This window comes from Geodermatophilus africanus, assembly GCF_900107105.1.
Taxonomy (GTDB): domain Bacteria; phylum Actinomycetota; class Actinomycetes; order Mycobacteriales; family Geodermatophilaceae; genus Geodermatophilus; species Geodermatophilus africanus.
In genome coordinates this window covers 391447-410725 of record NZ_FNOT01000001.1, presented here as the reverse complement: position 1 = coordinate 410725, position 19279 = coordinate 391447, and the positions used below count along the sequence as shown (strand labels likewise).

Sequence of the window (19279 nt, the reverse complement as noted above, 5' to 3'; positions counted from 1 at the left end):
GCCTCGCTCGGGCCGTCGAGGGCCGTTCCCGCACCGCGGGAGCGGCCCTCGGCCGTGTCCGGGGTCAGCCGCCCCGCGGCGCGTACATGATCATCGCCACGCCGACGAGGCAGACCAGCGCGCCGGCCACGTCGTAACGGTCCGGCCGGTAGCCGTCCAGCGCGCCATGCCCCAGGCGAGGCTCCCGGCGACGAAGACACCGCCGTAGGCCGCCAGGACCCGGCCGAACGAGGCGTCCGGCTGCAGGGTGGCGACGAAGCCGTAGGCGCCGAGGGCCACCACCCCCAGGCCGATCCAGAGCCAGCCGCGGTGCTCTCGCACGCCCTGCCAGACCAGCCAGGCGCCGCCGATCTCGAGCAGCGCGGCGGCGAGGAACAGGGCGATCGACCGGGCGACGAGCACGGGCGGATGCTCCCAGGCGGCCCGCTGCCCGGGTGCGGCCCCGTGGTGGACTGCGGGACGTGACCGCCCGCGCCGTCCCCTCCGCCTTCGTCCGCGCACACACCCAGGTGCGGCGGCCCTCCGCGGTCCCGGAGGTCCGGCTGCACGTGGCCGACGACGTCGTCGCCCTGTGGGAGGCGATGGAGGCCGCCGACGGCGGGGCGGGGGAGAGCCCACCGTTCTGGGCCGCGGCCTGGCCCGGCGGGCAGGCCCTGGCCCGCTACGTGCTCGACACCCCGGGGGTGGTGGCCGGGCGGGTCGTCCTCGACCTCGGCTCCGGCAGCGGGCTGGTGGCGCTGGCCGCGCGCCTCGCCGGCGCCCGCTCGGTACTGGCCAGCGACGTCGACCCGTTCAGCCGGACGGCGGTCGGCGTCAACGCCGGCCTCAACGGCGTCGGCGGGATCAGCGTCACCGGTGACGTCCTGGGCCGCGATCCGGTGGGCGCCGACGTCGTCCTCGCCGGTGACGTCTGCTACGACCGGGAGATGACCGAGCGGGTGCTGCCCTTCCTCGACCGGGCCCGCGCCCGCGGCCTCGAGGTCTACGTCGGCGACCCCGGCCGCCCCTACCTGCCGCACGACCGGCTCGAGGCCGTCGCCGTGTACGAGATCCCGGAGACCGAGGGCCCGGGGCTGCGGCGGACGACGGTCTGGCGGCTGCCCTGAGCGTGCACGTGGGGACGTCGGGCTGGAGCTACGACCACTGGGACGGCGTCCTCTACCCGCCGGGCACGCCGCCGCGCGACCGGCTGGCGCACTACGTCCGGCGCTTCGGCACCGTCGAGCTCAACGCCAGCTTCTACCGCTGGCCGCGCACCGCGACCTTCGCCTCCTGGCGCCGCCGGCTGCCCCCCGGCTTCCAGCTCTCCGTCAAGGCCCCGCGCGGGCTGACCCACGCCAAGCGGCTGTACGCGCCCGAGACGTGGGTCGGCCGGCTCACCGAGTGCTGGCACGAGCTGGGCGACAGGCGCGCCGTCCTGCTGGTACAGCTGGCGCCGACCCAGGCCCGCGACGACGCCCGGCTCGACTTCTTCCTCGGCCTGCTGCCGGACTGGCTGCGGGTCGCGGTGGAGTTCCGCCACCCCAGTTGGCACGACGAGGCGGTGTACGCGCTGCTCGAGCGGCACGGCGCGGCGTACTGCGTGATGAGCGGCGCCGGCCTGCCGTGCGTGCTGCGGGCGACCGCGCCGTTCGTGTACGTGCGGCTGCACGGCCCGGACGACGCCCACCTCTACGCCGGCTCCTACCCCGACGCCGACCTGCGCTGGTGGGCCGACCGGATCGGCGAGTGGGCGGGCGCCGGCCGCGACGTCTACGCCTACTTCAACAACGACGGGCACGGGCACGCGGTCCGCAACGCGGAGACCCTGAAGGCGCTGACCGGCGGCTGAGCCCTGCGCCCCGGAGGGGGACGCGCGGCTGTGCGGAAAGTGTGGCCTCGACCCCGACGGAGACCACCGTTCTCGCACACCTACGGGGCTCGCGAGCGGCCCGCGCGGCCAGCAGCCCGTAGCCGAGCACGTTGGGCACCAGCGCGACGGTGTAGATGCCGGCCTGGACGGCGGGGCCGGCGACGTCGAGCCCGAACGGGGCCAGGGCGTAGTGGCCGAGGAACCCGCCGGGGTACGGCTCACCGCCGGCCCGCTCGCGCAGCGCCAGCTCCAGGTCGGTGAGCGGGCACGGCGCCCCGGCCAGGTGGACCGCGAGGATCGCCGCCGCGACCGGTGCGTGCACCCACAGCAGCCGGGGATGGCGCAGCGCGACCAGCGCGCCGGTCAGCATGAGGACGACGGCGAGCCCGTGCACCACCGCGACGAGCTGCGCCCACAGCACGACCCCAGCGTGGCACGCCGGGAGCGCGCCGGGGACCCGTCGGCGGGATCATGGGGCCATGAGCGAGCAGGATGCGGGCGGCCGCGAGAGCGGGTCGGGCAACCGGGTGAGCCGGTCGGTCGAGGAGTTCGTCGGCCAGTTGCGCGCCTTCACCGACCGCGCGCGGGGCGCGGTGCCCTTCTCCATGCCGCGGCTGCCCTCGCCGCCCGGTGCGTTGTCGGCGGCCCAGCTGCGCGCCATCGACCGGGCGGTGCGCAGTCAGCGGCAGCAGATCGCGGCGATGACCGCCCAGCTGCAGGCCTTCGACGAGCAGCTCGCCGTCTTCGAGCGGATCCTCGAGCCGCTGGTGGAGTGGAGCTCGACCTGGGCCCGGTTGGAGGAGTCGGTGGCCGACCTGGTCCGCCGTCCCGGCGACCCGGCCGACCCCGACGACGGGACGACGCCGCGCGCCTGAGCTACCGCTGGTCGCGCCGGAGCGGGTGGTCGGCGGGCACCTGGACGAGCACGATCCGCACGCCCTCGGGGGCGGCGACCCACGCCTCGACCAGCCCCCACGGTTCGGTGCGCGGGTCGCGCAGCACCGTCGTCCCTGCGGCGCGCAGCCGGTCGACCTCGGCGGCGACGTCGCGCACCTGCAACCACAACGCGAGGCCGCGCGGCGGTTCGTCCCCGGGCCCGGAGACCTCGAGCAGGCCGTTGCCGAGGAAGAACACCAGGCCGGGGTGCTCGGGCGGGCCGAACTCGCGGTACACCGCCAGACCCAGGACGTCGCGGTAGAAGGCCTGCGACCGCCCGGGGTCGACCGGCCGCAGGAGGACCCGGCTGCTCAGCACGTCCACTCAGGCATCATCGCGGCAGGGCACGACGGAGACGAGGAGGACGCCGTGGCACAGCGCTTCGAGTACCGGGTGGTCGAGCTCCGCGAGGGGCTCATCGGCGGGAAGATGTCGGGTGACAAGCTGGAGAAGGTGCTCAACCAGCACGCCCGCGAGGGCTGGCAGCTCAAAGCGATCACGTCCGTCGAGGTCAAGGGCCGGATCGGCCCGGGCGGCGTCGAGGGCGTGCTCGTGACCCTCGAGCGCCCGACCACCTGAGCCGAGGAGCGCCCGTGCCCGACGCCGTCGCGGCCCGCGCCCGGCTGCGCGCCGACTGCACCCGGTGCACGGGACTGTGCTGCGTCGCCCCGGCGTTCGCCGCCTCGGCCGACTTCGCCATCGACAAGCCGGCCGGGTCCGCCTGCCCGAACCTCCAGGACGACGACCGCTGCGGCATCCACGCGCAACTGCGCGAGCGCGGCTTCCCCGGCTGCACGGTCTTCGACTGCTTCGGCGCCGGGCAGCAGACGGTGCAGGTGACGTTCGCCGGCTCCTCACACTGGCGTGAGTCCCCGGAGCAGGCGGCGACGGTGTTCGCGGCCTTCGGCGTCCAGCGGCTGCTGCACGAGCTGCTCTGGTACCTGGCCGAGGCCCGCGCCCTGGACGCCGCCGCGCCGCTGCACCGGGAGCTGGCCGCCGCGCACGAGCGCACCGCCCACCTCACCGCCGCCGGCCCCGACGAGCTCGCGGCCGTCGACGCCGGCGCCCTCAAGGCGGAGGTGGGCGCGCTGCTGCTGTCGGTCAGCGAGCTGGCGCGGTCCGGCGTCCGGCCGCGGTCGGGGGGTCGGCGCCGGGCCGAACGGCGCAACGCGGACCTGGTGGGCGCCGACCTGCGGCGTGCGGAGCTGCGCGGCGTCAGCCTGCGCGGGGCCCTGCTGATCGGCGCGGACCTGCGCGGCGCCGACCTCCACCGAACCGACCTGCTCGGCGCCGACCTGCGAGGCGCGGACGTGGGCGGCACCGACCTCTCCGGCGCGCTGTTCCTCACCCGGCGCCAGGTGGCCGGGGCCCGCGGCGACGCCACGACCCGGCTGCCGGCCGGGCTCGAGCACCCGGCGCACTGGGAGGACTCGTGAGCGACGCCGAGCGGTGGGTCGAGCGGCACCGCGTCGGGGCGGCGCCGGCCGACGTGCTGGCGTTCGCCGACCGGCTGCCCGGCGTCGCGGTCGCGGAGATGACCGGCCGCTGGCGGGGCGCCGAGCTGCCCACCGGCTCGCCGCTCGACGGCCTGCTCCCGGCGCACCGCTGGTGGGGCAAGGAGGTGCTCGACGCCGACACGGTGCACCCGCTGCTGTTCCCGGACCGCTCCGGCCGGCCGCGCCCGGTCGACCCCGCGCCCGCCCCGCTGACCCTGCTGCGCCGCGCGCCGGGCCTGGCCCGCAGCGCCCCGGCCCGGCTGGCGTTCGCCGCCGTCCGGCCGCTGCTGACCACCCGCCGGCCCACCGCCCGGCTGCGCCCGGTGGTGCACCGCGGGGTGCCCACCGCGGCGCTGGTCTACGACCGGCTGCCGGTGGTCGACGTCTTCCGCCGGGTGACGCCGGACCTGCTGCTCGGGCTCATGGACATGCGGGGACTGCCCGACCCGTTCGCCTTCCTGCTCGAGCGGGACTAGAGGTCGTCCTCCGGCCCGCCGTCCCGCCCGGGCGCACGGCGGCGCAGGAAACCGGTCAGCGAGCCGACCCGGTCGGTGGCCTGCCGCAGCCCGTGCACCAGCGGCAGCAGGTCGTCGGCGACGGTCCGCAGGGTGTCGGGCACGGTCTCGATGGCCGGGTCGTCGAGCACCCGGCCGACGCGCTCCAGCCCGGGGCGCAGCGCCCGTACCGGCTCCTCCAGATCGTCGACCAGGCCCTCGAGCCGCTCGGCGGTCCGCTGCGCCGAGGCGATGGTCTCGGTGGCCACCCGGGTGGCCGTGATCAGCTCCCGGACGGCGGTGTTGAGGTCGGTGAGCGTCCGCGGCAGCTGCGCGAGCGCCTCGGTCTGCTTCTGCAGGACGTCGATCAGCTCGGACAGCCCGGGGATGCGGGGGAGGCCGAGGCCGCGGAAGGGGTCCACGACCCCCACCGTCGCCGGACCCGGCCGTCCCCGCAAACCGTCAGAGCGCCTTGAGGATGTCCTCCACCCGCTCGCGGGCGTCGCCGAAGAGCATCCGGGTGTTCTCCCGGAAGAACAGCGGGTTCTGCACGCCGGCGTAGCCGGTGCTCATCGACCGCTTGAAGACGACGACGTGCTCGGCCTCCCACACCTGCAGCACCGGCATGCCGGCGATCGGGCTGCCCGGGTCCTCGAGCGCGGCCGGGTTCACCGTGTCGTTGGCGCCGATGACCAGGACCACGTCGGTCTTGGCGAGGTCGTCGTTGATCTCGTCCATCTCCAGGACGATGTCGTAGGGCACCTTCGCCTCGGCCAGCAGCACGTTCATGTGCCCGGGCAGCCGGCCGGCGACCGGGTGGATGCCGAACCGCACCGCGACGCCCTTCTCGCTGAGCGTGCGGGTGAGCTCGGCGACCGGGTACTGCGCGTGCGCCACCGCCATGCCGTAGCCGGGCGTGATGACCACCGACCCGGCGTCGCGCAGCAGCTGGGCGACCTCCTCGGCGGTGATCTCGGTGTGCTCACCGTCCTCGGTGCCGGAGGCGGTGCTGCCCTCGTTGCCGAAGCCGCCGGCGATGACCGACAGGAACGACCGGTTCATCGCCCGGCACATGATGTAGCTGAGGTAGGCACCCGAGGAGCCGACCAGCGCGCCGGTGATGATCAGCAGGTCGTTGTCCAGCAGGAAGCCCGAGGCCGCGGCCGCCCAGCCCGAGTAGCTGTTGAGCATCGAGACGACGACCGGCATGTCGCCGCCGCCGATGGAGGCGACCAGGTGCCACCCCAGTGCCAGCGCGAGCACCGTGATCGCGGCCAGCACCCCGAGCGACGGCGCCACGACGAAGGCCACGGTGAGCGCGGCGAAGGCGACCAGCGCGCCGAGGTTGAGCCAATTGCGGCCCGGCAGCATCAGCGGGTTGCTCTTGATCCGCGCCGAGAGCTTGAGGAAGGCCACGATCGAGCCGGTGAGGGTGACCGCGCCGATGAAGACGCCGATCCCCACCTCGGCGGAGTGGATGCCGAGCAGGCCGGCCGGCACCTCGGTCTGCTCCCCGGCGTCCGCCTCGACCGACAGGTAGCCGTTCCAGCCGACGAGGACGGCGGCCAGGCCGACGAAGCTGTGCAGCAGCGCGATGAGCTCGGGCATGCCGGTCATCGCGACCCGGCGGGCCCGCCACAGCCCGATCGCCGCGCCGCCGGCCATGGCGACGACGATCAGCCCGACGGCGGCGGCCTCGATGCTGCGGGCGGCCAGCCCGACGGTGGCGGCGAGGGCGATGGCCATGCCGGCGATGCCGAAGGCGTTGCCCGACTTCGCGGTCTCGTGCCTCGACAGCCCGGCGAGGCTGAGCACGAAGAGCAGGCCGGAGACGATGTAGGCCGCGGCGGCGGCGGAGACGGCGGTCATGGTCAGCTCCTCGTGAACATGCCGAGCATGCGGCGGGTCACGGCGAAGCCGCCGAAGACGTTGATGCTGGCGACCAGCACCGCGACCGTGGCGAGCACGGTGACCACGGCGCCGGTGTGGCCGATCTGCACCAGGGCGCCGACCACGATGATCCCGGAGATCGCGTTGGTGACGCTCATCAGCGGCGTGTGCAGCGCGTGGTGCACGTTGCCGATCACGTAGAAGCCGACGACGACCGCGAGCGCGAACACGGTCAGGTTGCCGATCAGCTGGTTGGGCGAGAACGCGGCCGCCAGGAACAGCAGCGCCGCGGCGACCCCGACGACGGCGGCGGTCCGGGCGGGGGAGCGCGGCGCCCTCGGCGCGGGCGCCGGCGGAGCCGGGCGCGGGGCCGGTGCGGCAGCCGGCGCCGCCGACACCTGCACCGGGGGCGGTGGCCACAGCAGCTCGCCGTCGCGCACCACGGTCATCGAGCGCTGGACGACGTCCTCCAGGTCGAGCACCAGCCGCCCGTCCTTGCCGGGGGTGAGCAACTTGACCAGGTTGACCAGGTTCGTGCCGAACAGCTGCGAGGCCTGGCCGGGCAGCCGGCCGGGCAGGTCGGTGTAGCCGATGATCGTGACCCCGTTGGGGGTGACCACGACCTCGTCGGGCACGGAGCCGGCCACGTTGCCGCCCTGCGCGGCGGCCATGTCGACCAGCACGCTGCCCGGCCGCATGCTCGCCACCATCTCCTCGGTGATCAGCCGCGGCGCGGGACGGCCCGGGATCAGCGCCGTCGTGATGACGATGTCGACCTCGCGGGCCTGCTCGGCGTACATCTCCGCGGCCCGCCGGTCGTAGTCCTCGCTGGTCACGCTCGCGTAGCCGGTGCCGCGGCCGCTCAGCGGCTCGTCGGCGGGCACCCCGACGTACTGCCCGCCCATCGAGGCGATCTGCTCGGCGACCTCGGGTCGGACGTCGGTGGCCCGCACGATCGCGCCCAGGCTGCTGGCCGCGCCGATCGCGGCCAGCCCGGCGACGCCCGCGCCGACGACGAGCACCGTTGCGGGGGGCACCTTGCCGGCCGCGGTGACCTGTCCGGTGAAGGAGCGGCCGAAGGCGTGCGCGGCCTCGATCACCGCCCGGTAGCCGGCGATGTTGGCCATCGAGCTGAGCACGTCCAGCGACTGCGCGCGGCTGATCCGGGGGACGGCGTCCATCGCCAGCGCGGTGATCGGCCGGGCGGCCAACGTCGCCAGGAGGTCGGGGTCGAGCGCGGGAGCGAGGGCGCTGACCAGCACCGCGCCGGCGCGCAGCCGCCCGACCTCCTCGGGGGTCGGCTTGGCCACGTGCAGGACGACGTCGGCGCCCCACGCGTCGTCGGCCGTCCCCACCCGTGCCCCGGCCTCGCGGTAGCCGTCGTCGGGGGAGCTGGCCGCCGTCCCCGCCCCCGCCTCGACGACGACGTCGTAGCCCAGCGCGGTCAGCTGGCGCACGGTGGCCGGCGTCGCCGCCACGCGCGTCTCGCCGGGCCGGGTCTCCCGAGGGACTCCGATGAGCACGTCCGGGTTCCTCCTGCACGGGGTCGGTCGCCGCCCGCCGTGGGTGACGGTGCGGTCCGGTAAAGCGGTGGCGCCCGCCGGTGGGCGGGTGGCCGGGACGGCGTGCACCGGTGGCGCAGCCGGGGGCGATTCTGCCGTCTCCCGGTCCAGCACCGTGAGTGGGCTGCGTCACGCTCCGTAGGAGCGACCACCGAGCCGGACGCGCTGAGCCCGAGCTGCCGGCGGGCAGCTGCAGGAGGACGCCGTCGGACCGGTGCTCGACCGGGTGCGCGCCGAGGCCGAGGAGCTCCGGCTCGCGATGCTCGGGGAGCAGCGGGGCCGCGGTGCCACCCGCCTCACCCAGAGGGTGGAGGGGAGCGCACCGCTCCCTCAAGGGCGCGGCCCTCCCGGCCGACGACCGGGACGAGCGCCGGACGGCGCAGCGCAGGACGACATCCGGGGGAGGGCACGTGAGCGAGACGGTGCAGTCGCGTGTGGACCGTCTGCCGACCGAGGTGAGCCCGTCGATCTTCTACAGCGCCACGGTCGGCGACGCGACGGCCCTCCTGGTGGTCGAGTGCGTCGACGGCGAGGCGCTCATCAGCTGGGGCAACGACAGCGCGGCGCACCTGCTGGGCCACCCGCCGGACGAGCTGCGCCGGTCGCCGCTGGCCGTCCTGCTGCCCGACCTGGGGGACGGCGGACTGGCCCTGCTCCTGCGGGAGCGCACCGCCCAGGTCACCGTCCCGGTCCGGACGGCGACCGGCGCGGCGGTCGAGTGCGTGCTGGTCGCCATGCCCGAGCCGAGCGGCCGGCGGTGGATGGTCCGGATCATCGCCACGGCGAACGAGCTGGAGCGAGCGCTGCGGGCGACGGCCGACGCGCACGAGCGGCGCTTCGCGACGATCACCGAGCGGTCGCCGGTGCCGATGCTGCTCTCCGAGCAGGGGATGCGGCTGGCGCACGCCAACGAGGCGCTGTGCGACCTCGTCGGGCTGCGCGCCGAGCAGCTGCTCGGCACCGGCTGGCTCACCGTGCTGCACCCCGACGACGTCGACGCGGTGGTCGACCGGGTGACCGCCGTCCTCGACGGCGAGGAGGGGCAGGTGCAGGTCCGGCTGGTGCTCGCCGGGCACGAGGTGCGCACGGCGGTGCTGCGGCTCTCGCCGCTGCTCACCCCCGGGGTGGGCGCCGGGTTCGTGGGCACCCTGGAGGACATCACCGAGCGGCTGGCCTTCGAGGCCCGCCTCGCCCACCAGGCCACCCACGACCCGCTGACCGGGCTGCCCAACCGGACCCTGCTCCAGCACTGGGTGGCGGAACGCTTCACCGCCGGGGACAGCGGACTGGCCTGCCTGTTCCTCGACGTCGACGACTTCAAGCTGGTCAACGACTCCCTCGGTCACACCGCCGGGGACACGTTGCTCGTCGAGCTCGCCGACCGGCTGCGCCGCGCGGTGCGCCCCGGGGACCTCATCGCGCGGTTCGGCGGGGACGAGTTCGTGGTGGTCTGCGAAGGGCTGGCCGAGGACGGTGCCGTGGCCCTCGCGCAGCGCGTCGTCACGACGCTGAGCCGGCCGGTCCGGCTCGGCGGCGTGGACGTCCGGCCGCACGTCAGCGTCGGCGTGACCGTCCAGACCGCCGAGCACGCCGACGCCAATGAGCTGATCCGGGACTGCGACATCGCGCTCTACCAGGCCAAGGCGGGCGGCAAGGGACGGGTCGCCCTGCTCGACGAGAACGGCCGCGAGGCCGCGCGTGACCGGCTCCGACTGGTCGCCGACCTGCGCGACGCGATCGAGCAGCGGTCCCTTACGGTCGCCTACCAGCCCATCTTCCGGGCCGGCGACGGCGTGGCGGTCGGCGTCGAGGCCCTGGCCCGGTGGCGGCACGCCGAGCGGGGGCCGGTGAGCCCCGAGGTGTTCGTCCCGCTGGCCGAGCAGAGCGGGCTCATCGACGGGCTCGGCCTGCTGGTGCTCGACGAGACCTGCCGGCAGCTGGCCGAGTGGACCCGGGAGCTGGGCGCCGGGGCCCCGTCGCACGCCCAGGTCAACGTCTCGGCGCTGCAGCTGGACCCGTCGCTGCCCGCGCAGGTGCAGGCCGCGCTGGACCGGCACGGGTTGGCGCCTTCCCGGCTGTCCATGGAGCTCACGGAGTCGGCGCTCATGACCGACCCCGCCGCCGCCCGCGACATCCTGCAGGACCTGCGGGACCTCGGGCTGCACCTCGCGATCGACGACTTCGGCACCGGCTACTCCTCCCTGGCCTACCTGCGGCACCTGCCGGTCGACAGCCTCAAGGTGGACCGGTCGTTCGTCGCCGAGCTCACGGCCGGTCACAACGAGATCGCCTCCGCGGTCATCGGGCTGGCCCGCACCCTCGGCCTGTCGACGGTCGCGGAGGGCGTCGAGACCCCGGAGCAGGCCGCCGAGCTCACCGGGCTCGGCGTGACCTACTTGCAGGGCTTCGGCCTCGGCCTGCCCATGACCGGCGCCGAGTGCACCACCTGGTTCGCCTCCCGACAGGAGCTCGCACCGTGACCACCGCGACCGTCCCCGCACCGCTGGACGTGCAGCGCATCCTCGCCGGCATCGACACGATGGCCACGCAGAAGGCGGTGGCCGCGCAGATCGTGGCCCGGGCCAGCGCCGACGACACGAGCGCCAGGGAGCTGGCGGCGATCCTGGCCGGGGACCTGGCCCTGGCCGGGCGGGTCACGAAGCTGGCCAACTCCGCGTACTTCGGCATGAGCGGGCGGGTCGGCTCCCTGCAGTTCGCGATCGCCGTCGTCGGCTTCATGACCGTGCGGACGATGGCCACGGTGGCACTGACCGACCTCGACGACGAGTCGCGGCTGCCGGAGGACTTCTGGCCGACCAGCACCCACCTGGCGCAGGCCGCCACCCTGCTGGCGCCTCGGTTCGGCGAGCGCCCCCCGGACGCGTTGTGCCTCGGCATGCTGGCGCAGCTGGGCAGCGCGCTGCTGCACCACAACGACCCGGAGGGCTACGCCCAGCTCGTCGCCGATGAGCCGGACCTGCCCAGCCGGCGGCTAGCGGAGGAGCGGCGCTACGGCATCCACGCCCTGCGCCTGACCGCCGTCGCGCTCGAGCACTGGGGCTTCCCGCCCCGCATGGTCGCCGCGCTGCACTCCCTCGACGACCTGACCGCCCCGGACGGCGCGCTGCTGCGGGTCGCCTTCGAGGTGGCCGCGCGACTGTCCCGGCGGCCGCACGTCCCGGTGCCCGTCGGCCGGCTCTGCGGCGGTTTGCTCACCGAGGACGCGCTGGACCTGGTGGTGGAGCGGGTCCGCGCCGAGGCCGAGGAGCTGCGGATGGCGATGCTCAGCTGACGACCGGTGCGACACGCACCGCGGCCGGCGCCCCACGAGGGGGACGCCGGCCGCGGTGCGTCGGTGCCCGACGTCACCCGGTGTAGGGCGCGCCCAGCGGGTCGACGGTCTCGTGCCCGATCACGTCCGCGGCGAGGCGGGACAGCGCCCAGTCGCCGTCGCCGAGGACGTGGTCGATGGCGGTGAGCCGGCTGGTGTGGTGACCGACGGTGTACTCGGCGGTCACGCCGATCCCGCCGTGCAGCTGGATGGCCTCCTTGCCGATGTGCCGGCCGGCGCGGCTGGTCTGCAGCCGGGCGCGGTCGGCGGCGGAGACGACGTCCCCACCGGCGTCGGCGACCATCGACGCCCACAGCGCGGTGCTGCGGGCCAGCTCGAGCGAGACGTACATGTCCGCGGCGCGGAAGGTGAGCGCCTGGAACCGGTTGAGCGTCACCCCGAACTGCTTTCGGGTCTTGAGGTACTCGGCCGTGGTGCGCAGCGCCGTGTCCATGGAGCCGATGGCCTCGTGGGCGTAGGCGATGCGCGCCGTGGCGAGCACCCGCTCGATCTCCGCGGTGCGATCCGCAGCGTCCTCACCGAGCAGCTCGGCCGGGGCGCCGTCGAACCGGACGGTGGCGGCGCGGCCGCCGTCGTGGGTGCGGTAGCCGGTGCGGCTCAGGCCGGCCGCGTCGCCGCGGACGAGGAAGAGCGCCGTCCCGCCGGGGCCCCCGTCCCCGGTCAGCCGGGCGGAGACCACGAGGACGTCGGCCCGCGCCCCGTTCAGCACCGGCTCCTTGACGCCGGTGAGGGTCCACGCGCCGCCGTCCTGCGTGGCGGTGACCGCCGCGGCCGACGGGCTCCAGCGGGTGCCGGGCTCGGCGTGCGCGGCGGCGGCCAGCGTCGTCCCCTCGGCGATGCCGGCCAGGACCTCGGCCCGCTGCGCGTCGGTGCCCGCGGCGGCGACCAGCCCGCCGGCGAGCACGACCGCCTCGACGTACGGCTCGGGCGCGAGCACCCGGCCGATCTCCTCGGCGACGATCGCCACCTCGAACGGCCCGGCGCCCATGCCGCCGTGCTCCTCGGCGAAGGGCAGCCCCAGCAGGCCCATCTCGGCCAGCCGCGACCAGGTCTTCTCGTCGAAGCCCGGGTCGATGGCGGTCACCCGGCGGCGTTGCTCGCTGTCGCCGTAGGCGCGGTCCAGCAGACCGCGCACGGCCTCCCGGAGGTCGTTCTGCTCACTGTCGAAGGTGAAGTCCACGGTTGCCTCAGAGCCCCAGGATCGTGCCGGCGATGATGGTGCGCTGCACCTCGTTGGAGCCTCCGTAGATGGAGACCTTGCGATAGTTGAGGTACTCCGGCGTGGCCACGCGGGCCCAGTCCGGCACCTCGGAGCCGCCGTCGGCGAACGAGGACAGCGACAGCGGACCGGCGATGTCGACGACGAGCTCGGTGATGTCCTGCTGCAGCTCCGAGCCGCGCAGCTTGAGCACCGACGAGGCCGGGTGCGGCTTGCCGTCGGCGGAGTGCGCGACCACCCGCAGCGCGGTCAGCTCGAGGGCGAGCAGCTCGTTCTCAAGCTCCGCGATCCGGTCGGCCATCCGCGGCTCCTCGGCCAGCGGGCGGCCGCCGACGGTGACCTCCTGCGCGTACGCCTTGGCCTGCGCGAGCAGCCGCTTGGAGGAGCCGATGCGGGCGATGCCGACGCGCTCGTTGCCGAGCAGGAACTTGGCGTAGTCCCAGCCGCGGTTCTCCTCGCCGATGAGGTTCTCGGCCGGCACGCGGACGTCCTCGAAGAAGACCTCGTTGACCTCGTGGCCGCCGTCGATCAGCTGGATCGGCCGCAGCGTGACACCGGCGCTGTCCATCGGGAAGACCAGCAGCGAGATACCGCGCTGCTTCTTCTCCGCGGTGGGGTCGGTGCGGACCAGGCAGAAGATCCAGTCGGCGTGCTGGCCGAGCGTCGTCCACGTCTTCTGGCCGTTGACGACCCAGTCGTCGCCGTCCCGGACGGCGGTGGTGCGCAGGCTGGCGAGGTCGGAGCCGGCGTCGGGCTCGGAGAAGCCCTGGCACCACCAAATGTCGATGTTCGCCGTCCGCGGCAGGAAGCGCTCCTTCTGCTCCTGGTCGCCGAAGGCCGCGATGACCGGGCCGATCATGCTCGCGTTGAAGGGCAGCGGCTCGGGGACGCAGGCCAACTGCATCTCCTCGCGCCAGATGTGCATCTGCAGCGGCGTCCAGCCCCGGCCGCCCCACTCCACCGGCCAGTGCGGCACGGCCAGGCCGGCGGCGTTGAGCGTCCGCATGGCCTCGACGTACTGCTCCTTGGACAGGTCCCGGCGGGCCGCGATGGTGTCGCGGATCTCCCGGGACACCTGGGTGGTGAAGAACGTGCGCATCTCCTCCCGGAAGGCCTCCAGCTCCGGGGACAGTTGCAACCGCATCGGGCCTCTCTCCTGACGGCGACCGTGCCGTCTCGCAGGGTGGGAGACCGACGATCCCACACTTGCTACTCGCGGGTAGTCCCCGGGGCCGTGGCGGTCGGTGGCGTGTTGGTCGCCGGCGCCGGGCGCACACCTGTCACGGTGTGCGCGGTGCGCGGTCCTGGCCTCCGTTCCTGCTCATCGGCGCACCCCGTCGCCGGTTCGGACACCGGGCCGGCCCCGGTACGCGCGCGGGGAACGTGCACCGCGCGCCGCCCGTTGCCGGGCCATGGAGCTGACCTGTCCCAAGTGCCAGGGCGCGATGCGCACGTACGAGCGCAACGGGGTGCACGTCGACCAGTGCACGGAGTGCCGCGGCATCTTCCTCGACCGCGGTGAGCTGGAGCGGCTGGTCGACGCCGAGACCGCGTGGCACGGGGGTGGCCGGTCGGCTGCGCCGTCCGCGCCGTCCTCGTCGTCCGCGGCGTACGGCGGGTCGGGGCACGTCACCGGCGGCTCCGGTTCGGGCGGGCACGGCGCCGCCGGCGGGTACGGCGCCGGCGGGCTCGGCGCGGTGGTCGGCGAGGTGCTCAACCAGGTGCAGAAGAAGCAGCAGCACTCCTCCGGCTACGGGCACAAGCGCAAGCAGTCGTTCCTGGGCGAGCTGTTCGGCTGAAGGAGGACCACCCTCCCCGCCCACCCGGCCGCGCGGGAGCGTCCCGGACCTCCGCGGGGCACGCTGGGAGGCGTGTTCGACGTCGACTGGATGGGCCAGCTCAGCCGCGAGGTGCTGCGGGAGCGGCTGCCCGCGCTGATTGCCGAGGCGTGCGCGTGGAGCGTCGGGATGTCCGACCGGCCGCACCACGAGCGGCGCCGCGGCCGGCTGGGCGGGACCGGCGGGACGATCGGCGACCGGATCGCCCGTGGGCAGCCGCTGTCGGGGGAGGAGGACGGCCGGCTCGACCTCGGCGACGCCCGGCCGGGCAGCTTCCGCGACGTGCTCAACGCGGTGGACGCGACCGGGGTGCTCTACGCCGACCGGTTCGACCGCGAGGTGCTCGAGCCGTTCGTGCTGGCCACCTGCGTGCTCGCCGCCGAGCGGGCGCGGGCCACCCGGCGGGCGGAGTGGGCCGAGCTGCTCGACGACCTCGGGGAGGACGGCCGCGACCTGGTCGGCGTCGTCCGGGCGGGTGAGTGGGAGGCGTCGCTGCGGACCGAGGCCGAGCACCTGGTGCTGGCCGCACTGGCCGACGTCCCGCTGCTGGCGGTCGAGGCCGAGGGGCTGCCGCTGTCGCTGGTGCGCGCGGCCGAGGCGCTGACCCGGGAGGCCGCGGCTCCGCTGCCGGCCGCGCCGCCGGGGGAGGACCCGGCCGCGTCGGGGGCGGTCTTCCTGGCCCGGGCCGCGCTCGCGGAGCTCGACGAGCCGGTGCCGCCCACGGCGGCCGACCGGGTGCTCACCGCGCTGCTGGCCGAGGGCATCGAGCCCGAGGAGCTGCCCGCCGTCCTGCCCCACCTGCCGCTGGCGCCGGGCACCGCCGACGCCGTCCTCACCCTGCTCGACGCCGGCGGCTGAGCCGTCCCGGGTGGGGTCGGCCCGGGCCCGTCTTCCCGACGTGACGTGCGGACGAGGTCGACCGGAGTGTCAGGAGGCGAGGACGGCGCGGTCGCGGCCGGCGCGCTTGGCCTCGTAGAGCGCGCCGTCAGCGGCGGCGTAGAGGCTGCGCAGCTCGGTGGCGTGCTGCGGGGCGTGTGCGATGCCCACGCTGACCGACAACGTCAGCAGCGTGCCGCCGGCCAACTGCAGCGGGGTGGCCCGGACGGCGGTGACCAGCTGCTCCGCTCGCTCGGCGGCGGTCGCAGGCGAGCACCCGGGCAGCAGCACCGCCAGTTCGTCGCCGCCGAGGCGCCCCAGCACGGCGTCCTCGGGGCGCACGTGACGGCGCAGCACGCCCGCCAGGTGCACCAGCGCGTCGTCGCCCACGGGGTGGCCGTGCACGTCGTTGATGGTCTTGAAGGTGTCCACGTCGACCAGCAGCAGCGCCGTCCCCTCGGGGGTGGACGCGGACAGGGCGCCGGTCAGGGCGTCGTCGAGGACCCGCCGGGTCACCAGGCCGGTGAGCCCGTCCACGGCGGCCTGCCGCTCCAGGGCTCCCACCAACCGTTCGACCCGGTTCTTGACCAGGACGAGGAGTCCAGCGGTCGCGGCGTGCACCATGCCGATGAAGACGGCGTCGACCAGCGCCTCCGCCGGCGGCTCGACCAGCGCCAGCACCGTGACGTCGCACCCGATGGTGAGGGCGGTGACCACGGCGGCGACCGGCGCACGCAGCTGGGAGGCGGTGTAGAGGATGACGAGCCCGAAGAGCGGGTGGGCCAGATCGAGCCGCTCGGGCATGGACACCGCCACGGTGCTGATGACGCCGAGCCCCGCGACCGGCAGCACCACCCACACGCACAGCCGCGTCAGCACCGCCCCCGGGACGGTGATGAGCGCGACGCCGCAGACGACCAGCCCGGCGAGCAACCCGCCCGCGATCGCCAGGCCGCCCTCGGGCAGCGGCTCGGGCTGCACCAGGACGTACGTGACCAGGAGCAGCGCGGAGCCGAGGAACATCGCCGCCAGGGCGCGGGCGGCGAACACCTCGTCACGGGGACGCAAGATCGGTGGCGGTCTCACGGGGCTTCCATCGGCGGAGCGGCGGTCCGGGTGGAGGGACCGCGCTCCGGCGGTTCACCCGTCCGGGGGAAGACCGCCCGGGCCGACCTCGGAGGGGTTCGGCCCCGCGCCGGCCCGACGCGCCGGCCGCCGTCCTGTCGCTGGGGCCGGGCACCGTGGCGCCACCCTCGGCCTGCTCGACGCCGGCCGCTGACCGGCGGTGCTGTCGCCGCCCTCGCGCCCAGGCGCCCCCGTCCGTCACGATGGCGGGGCGGGAGCCCGGGACCGGGGTGCCCGGTGGACGGAGGACGTCATGACAGAACAGCAGCCGATCGAGCCCGACGCGATCATCGGCAGGGACGGGGCCGCGGTCCCGGGCCCGCGAGGTCACGCCGCGGCGCTGCAGCCGCGCCCCTCGCTGGTCCCCGCGCTCGCCCGGGTGGCCCTGGCCGGGCCGCTGCTGACGGCGTCGGCGGTCGCGCTCACCGCGGCCGCGGCCGCCAAGGCGGTCGAGTTGGCCGGCCGGGTGGCCCGCCAGCACGTGGGTGCCGCGGTGGTGCAGCAGGTGCTCCCCGGGCGGCTCGAGGTCACCTGGACCCGGGTCGAGGTCCGCTGGACCCCCTGAGCCTCGGGCGGGGCGACCGGCCGTCCCCGCGAGGACGGTCGAGGGGTCAGAGGTCGAGGGGGAGGCCGGTGTAGTTCTCGGCCAGCTCGCGCGCGGCGGCCTCCGAGGAGCAGACCCGGCGCAGCTGCGAGAGCTGCAGCTCGGCGTCGAAGTCGTCGCCGGAGCGGTGCAGCATCGACGTCATCCACCAGGAGAAGTGGGTGCACCGCCAGACGCGGGCCAGCGCGCGGTCGGAGTAGGAGTCGGCCAGGTCGGTCCGCTTCTCCTGCAGCAGCCGCACCAGCGCCTGCGCGAGCAGGGTGACGTCGGCGACGGCGAGGTTGAGGCCCTTCGCGCCGGTCGGCGGCACGATGTGCGCGGCGTCGCCGGCGAGGAAGAGCCGGCCGCGCCGCATGGGGGCGCTGACGAACGAGCGCATCGGCAGGATCGACTTCTCCGTCACCGGCCCGCGGGTGACCGACCAGCCCTCCAGCGCCATCCGGGTGTCGAGCGCGTCCCAGATCCGTTCGTCGGACCAGTCCTCGATCTTCTCCGTCGGGTCGACCTGCAGGTACAGCCGCGACACCGACGGCGAGCGCATCGAGTACAGCGCGAACCCCTCCGGGTGCCAGGCGTAGATCAGCTCGTCGGTGGCGGGTGCGGCGTCGGCCAGGATGCCCAGCCAGGCGTAGGGGTAGGTGCGCTCCCACACCCGCCCGCCGGCCCCCTGCACCACCGGGCGCGAGACCCCGTGGAAGCCGTCGGTGCCGGCGACGGCGTCGCACTCGAGCACCTGCGCGACGCCGTCCGCGTCGGTGAACCGGACCCGCGGGCTGTCGCCGTCGACGTCCTCCACCCGGACGTCGGACACCTCGAACAGCAGGGGCGGGCCGCCGTCCAGCTGCGCGGCGATGAGGTCCTTGGTGACCTCGGTCTGCCCGTAGACCCACACCGTGCGCCCGCACAGCGACGGGAAGTCGAGCGGCTGCCGCACACCCGGGTACTGCAGGTGGATACCGGAGTGCTCCAGCCCCTCGCGCTGCAGCCGCGCCCCCACGCCGGCTGCGGTCAGCGTGTCGACGGTGTGCTGTTCGAGGATGCCGGCGCGGATGCGGGCCTCGACGTAGTCCCGCGACCGGTTCTCCAGGACGACGGAGTCGATGGCCTGCAGGGCCAGCAGCCGCGACAGCAGGAGGCCGGCCGGGCCGGCGCCGATGATCGCCACCTGGGTGCGCACGGGCTGAGTGTGACCGCCGCTACGCCGGGAGGGGAACCGCGCACTCCCGCTCAGCGGAAGGCATCGGCTCGCGCCAGCTCCCGGCCGATGCCGCGCGCGGCCACCTCGAGGACCGGCACCAGCCGGAGCAGGTCCCGCCGGTGGCTGGGGACGACGATGCCGAGGGCGGCGGCGACCGCCGGGCCGGCGGGCCGCTCCACCCACACCGGGACCGCGACCGACAGCGTGCCGAGCGACATCTCCTCTGCCGTCCGCGCGTAACCGCGGCGGCGCACCTCGGCGACCTCCCGGCGCAGCCGCGCGGGTTCGACGACGGTGTGCCGCGTCTCGCGCGTCGGGGCGCGCAGCACCGCCTCGACGACGTCGTCCGGGGCGGCGGCCAGCAGCACCTTGCCGACGCCGGTGGCGTGCAGCGGCAGCCGGCTGCCCACCTGGCTGACCACCGGCACCGACTCGCGGCCGGAGACCCGCTCGACGTAGAGCGCGCTGCGGCCCTCGCGGACGGCGAGGTGCACGGTGTCGCGGGTGGCGGTGTGCACGTCGAGCAGGAAGGGGGCGGCGACCTGCCGCAGCTCGAGCTGCACGGGGGCGAGCAGGCCGAGGTCCCAGAGCCGGCGGCCGATCTCGTAGCGGCCGTCGGGTCGCCGGTGCAGCGCGCCCCAGCCGGTGAGCTCGCCGAGCAGCCGGTGGGCCGTCGACAGCGGCGTCCCGGAGCGCTCGGCGATCTCGGACAGCGTCAGCCGCGGAGCGGTGCTGTCGAAGGCGCCGAGCACGGCCAGGGCGCGGGCGGTGACCGACCGTCCTGCCGTCGTCCCGCCGCCGGCCACGGCAGCCTCCTTCCGCTGGCCGGGAGGCCAG

At 75.2% G+C, this 19279-nt stretch carries 22 protein-coding genes and 1 pseudogene; 11 read left to right on the top strand and 12 right to left on the bottom strand.

The annotated features are described in order from the left end of the window. Positions 1–64: 64 nt before the first annotated feature. Positions 65–130, bottom strand: coding sequence for a hypothetical protein (locus BLW63_RS28450; RefSeq protein ID WP_280140478.1), 66 nt, complete (start codon positions 128–130; stop codon positions 65–67). A 95-nt stretch (positions 131–225) separates the two neighbouring features. Continuing rightward, a pseudogene (locus BLW63_RS28445) lies at positions 226–402 on the bottom strand (YnfA family protein); the annotation flags it as partial. Positions 403–461: 59 nt separating this feature from the next. Here BLW63_RS28445 and BLW63_RS01870 point away from each other — a divergent pair. Both BLW63_RS01870 and BLW63_RS01865 read left to right on the top strand, forming a co-directional pair. After that, complete coding sequence (locus BLW63_RS01870) at positions 462–1106, top strand: class I SAM-dependent methyltransferase (protein WP_091150832.1); 645 nt, start codon at positions 462–464, stop codon at positions 1104–1106. 8 nt (positions 1107–1114) lie between these two features. Beyond that, a complete protein-coding gene (locus tag BLW63_RS01865; protein ID WP_244522287.1) occupies positions 1115–1831 on the top strand; it encodes a DUF72 domain-containing protein in 717 nt (238 codons plus the stop codon). On the opposite strand, the gene BLW63_RS01860 is transcribed toward BLW63_RS01865, so the two are convergent. Then, positions 1764–2273, bottom strand: coding sequence for a DUF2784 domain-containing protein (locus BLW63_RS01860; RefSeq protein ID WP_091150827.1), 510 nt, complete (start codon positions 2271–2273; stop codon positions 1764–1766). The two genes, BLW63_RS01865 and BLW63_RS01860, sit on opposite strands and share 68 nt — an antisense overlap. A 58-nt stretch (positions 2274–2331) precedes the next feature. On the opposite strand from BLW63_RS01860, the gene BLW63_RS01855 reads away from it, so the two are divergent. Next, positions 2332–2727, top strand: a complete 396-nt coding sequence (locus BLW63_RS01855) for a hypothetical protein (RefSeq protein WP_091150825.1) — start codon at positions 2332–2334, stop codon at positions 2725–2727. Between the two features lies 1 nt (position 2728). Here the strand turns inward: BLW63_RS01855 and BLW63_RS01850 are convergent, their stop codons facing one another. Beyond that, the gene (locus tag BLW63_RS01850) at positions 2729–3112 is read right to left on the bottom strand and encodes a VOC family protein (RefSeq protein ID WP_091150823.1); all 384 of its coding nucleotides are present in this window, start codon (positions 3110–3112) and stop codon (positions 2729–2731) included. Between the two features lie 45 nt (positions 3113–3157). Here BLW63_RS01850 and BLW63_RS01845 point away from each other — a divergent pair, with 45 nt between their 5' ends. Genes BLW63_RS01845 through BLW63_RS01835 form a run of 3 tightly spaced genes read left to right on the top strand, consistent with a single transcriptional unit; the run spans position 3158 to position 4760 of the window. Further along, complete coding sequence (locus BLW63_RS01845) at positions 3158–3367, top strand: DUF4177 domain-containing protein (RefSeq protein ID WP_091150821.1); 210 nt, start codon at positions 3158–3160, stop codon at positions 3365–3367. Positions 3368–3381: 14 nt separating this feature from the next. Then, positions 3382–4224, top strand: coding sequence for a pentapeptide repeat-containing protein (locus tag BLW63_RS01840; protein WP_091150819.1), 843 nt, complete (start codon positions 3382–3384; stop codon positions 4222–4224). Then, entirely contained in the window at positions 4221–4760 is a 540-nt protein-coding gene (locus tag BLW63_RS01835) for a DUF4334 domain-containing protein (protein ID WP_091150816.1), read from the top strand. Before BLW63_RS01840 ends, BLW63_RS01835 begins: the two co-directional genes overlap by 4 nt. On the opposite strand, the gene BLW63_RS01830 is transcribed toward BLW63_RS01835, so the two are convergent. Genes BLW63_RS01830 through BLW63_RS01820 form a run of 3 tightly spaced genes read right to left on the bottom strand, consistent with a single transcriptional unit; the run spans position 4757 to position 8191 of the window. Continuing rightward, positions 4757–5200, bottom strand: coding sequence for a hypothetical protein (locus BLW63_RS01830; protein WP_091151187.1), 444 nt, complete (start codon positions 5198–5200; stop codon positions 4757–4759). The genes BLW63_RS01835 and BLW63_RS01830 overlap by 4 nt on opposite strands. A 40-nt stretch (positions 5201–5240) precedes the next feature. Further along, complete coding sequence (gene pntB, locus BLW63_RS01825; protein WP_091150814.1) at positions 5241–6647, bottom strand: Re/Si-specific NAD(P)(+) transhydrogenase subunit beta; 1407 nt, start codon at positions 6645–6647, stop codon at positions 5241–5243. Between the two features lie 2 nt (positions 6648–6649). Then, the gene (locus tag BLW63_RS01820; protein ID WP_091150812.1) at positions 6650–8191 is read right to left on the bottom strand and encodes a Re/Si-specific NAD(P)(+) transhydrogenase subunit alpha; all 1542 of its coding nucleotides are present in this window, start codon (positions 8189–8191) and stop codon (positions 6650–6652) included. Between the two features lie 449 nt (positions 8192–8640). On the opposite strand from BLW63_RS01820, the gene BLW63_RS01815 reads away from it, so the two are divergent. Both BLW63_RS01815 and BLW63_RS01810 read left to right on the top strand, forming a co-directional pair. Continuing rightward, positions 8641–10710 (top strand): putative bifunctional diguanylate cyclase/phosphodiesterase, encoded by a 2070-nt coding sequence (locus tag BLW63_RS01815; protein WP_244522286.1) that lies wholly within the window; start codon positions 8641–8643, stop codon positions 10708–10710. Further along, entirely contained in the window at positions 10707–11522 is an 816-nt protein-coding gene (locus tag BLW63_RS01810; protein WP_244522285.1) for an HDOD domain-containing protein, read from the top strand. Before BLW63_RS01815 ends, BLW63_RS01810 begins: the two co-directional genes overlap by 4 nt. Before the next feature lie 73 nt (positions 11523–11595). Here the strand turns inward: BLW63_RS01810 and BLW63_RS01805 are convergent, their stop codons facing one another. Together BLW63_RS01805 and BLW63_RS01800 are read right to left on the bottom strand one after the other, a co-directional pair. Further along, positions 11596–12762 carry an acyl-CoA dehydrogenase family protein gene (locus tag BLW63_RS01805; RefSeq protein WP_091150810.1) on the bottom strand — a complete coding sequence of 389 codons (1167 nt, stop codon included), beginning with the start codon at positions 12760–12762 and terminating at the stop codon, positions 11596–11598. Positions 12763–12769: 7 nt separating this feature from the next. Beyond that, on the bottom strand, positions 12770–13945 hold the full coding sequence (locus BLW63_RS01800; RefSeq protein WP_091150808.1) for an acyl-CoA dehydrogenase family protein: 1176 nt from the start codon (positions 13943–13945) through the stop codon (positions 12770–12772). 268 nt (positions 13946–14213) lie between these two features. On the opposite strand from BLW63_RS01800, the gene BLW63_RS01795 reads away from it, so the two are divergent. Together BLW63_RS01795 and BLW63_RS01790 are read left to right on the top strand one after the other, a co-directional pair. Further along, a complete protein-coding gene (locus tag BLW63_RS01795; protein WP_091150805.1) occupies positions 14214–14600 on the top strand; it encodes a TFIIB-type zinc ribbon-containing protein in 387 nt (128 codons plus the stop codon). 72 nt (positions 14601–14672) lie between these two features. After that, positions 14673–15497, top strand: coding sequence for a hypothetical protein (locus BLW63_RS01790; protein WP_091150803.1), 825 nt, complete (start codon positions 14673–14675; stop codon positions 15495–15497). A gap of 69 nt (positions 15498–15566) precedes the next feature. On the opposite strand, the gene BLW63_RS01785 is transcribed toward BLW63_RS01790, so the two are convergent. Then, positions 15567–16601 carry a GGDEF domain-containing protein gene (locus BLW63_RS01785; protein ID WP_139263453.1) on the bottom strand — a complete coding sequence of 345 codons (1035 nt, stop codon included), beginning with the start codon at positions 16599–16601 and terminating at the stop codon, positions 15567–15569. Positions 16602–16893: 292 nt separating this feature from the next. On the opposite strand from BLW63_RS01785, the gene BLW63_RS01780 reads away from it, so the two are divergent. Further along, a complete protein-coding gene (locus BLW63_RS01780) occupies positions 16894–17205 on the top strand; it encodes a hypothetical protein (RefSeq protein ID WP_091150799.1) in 312 nt (103 codons plus the stop codon). Positions 17206–17251: 46 nt separating this feature from the next. Here the strand turns inward: BLW63_RS01780 and BLW63_RS01775 are convergent, their stop codons facing one another. Both BLW63_RS01775 and BLW63_RS01770 read right to left on the bottom strand, forming a co-directional pair. Continuing rightward, entirely contained in the window at positions 17252–18421 is a 1170-nt protein-coding gene (locus BLW63_RS01775) for a 4-hydroxybenzoate 3-monooxygenase (RefSeq protein WP_091150797.1), read from the bottom strand. Between the two features lie 50 nt (positions 18422–18471). Continuing rightward, entirely contained in the window at positions 18472–19248 is a 777-nt protein-coding gene (locus BLW63_RS01770; protein WP_091150795.1) for an IclR family transcriptional regulator, read from the bottom strand. Between the last annotated feature and the right edge of the window lie 31 nt (positions 19249–19279).

Excerpts from the sequence above, each read along its gene's own strand:
- BLW63_RS01855 (WP_091150825.1), top strand. The coding sequence starts at position 2,332 with ATGAGCGAGCAGGATGCGGGCGGCCGCGAGAGCGGGTCGGGCAACCGG.
- pntB (WP_091150814.1), bottom strand. The coding sequence starts at position 6,647 with ATGACCGCCGTCTCCGCCGCCGCCGCGGCCTACATCGTCTCCGGCCTG.
- BLW63_RS01800 (WP_091150808.1), bottom strand. The coding sequence starts at position 13,945 with ATGCGGTTGCAACTGTCCCCGGAGCTGGAGGCCTTCCGGGAGGAGATG.
- BLW63_RS01795 (WP_091150805.1), top strand. The coding sequence starts at position 14,214 with ATGGAGCTGACCTGTCCCAAGTGCCAGGGCGCGATGCGCACGTACGAG.
- BLW63_RS01780 (WP_091150799.1), top strand. The coding sequence starts at position 16,894 with ATGACAGAACAGCAGCCGATCGAGCCCGACGCGATCATCGGCAGGGAC.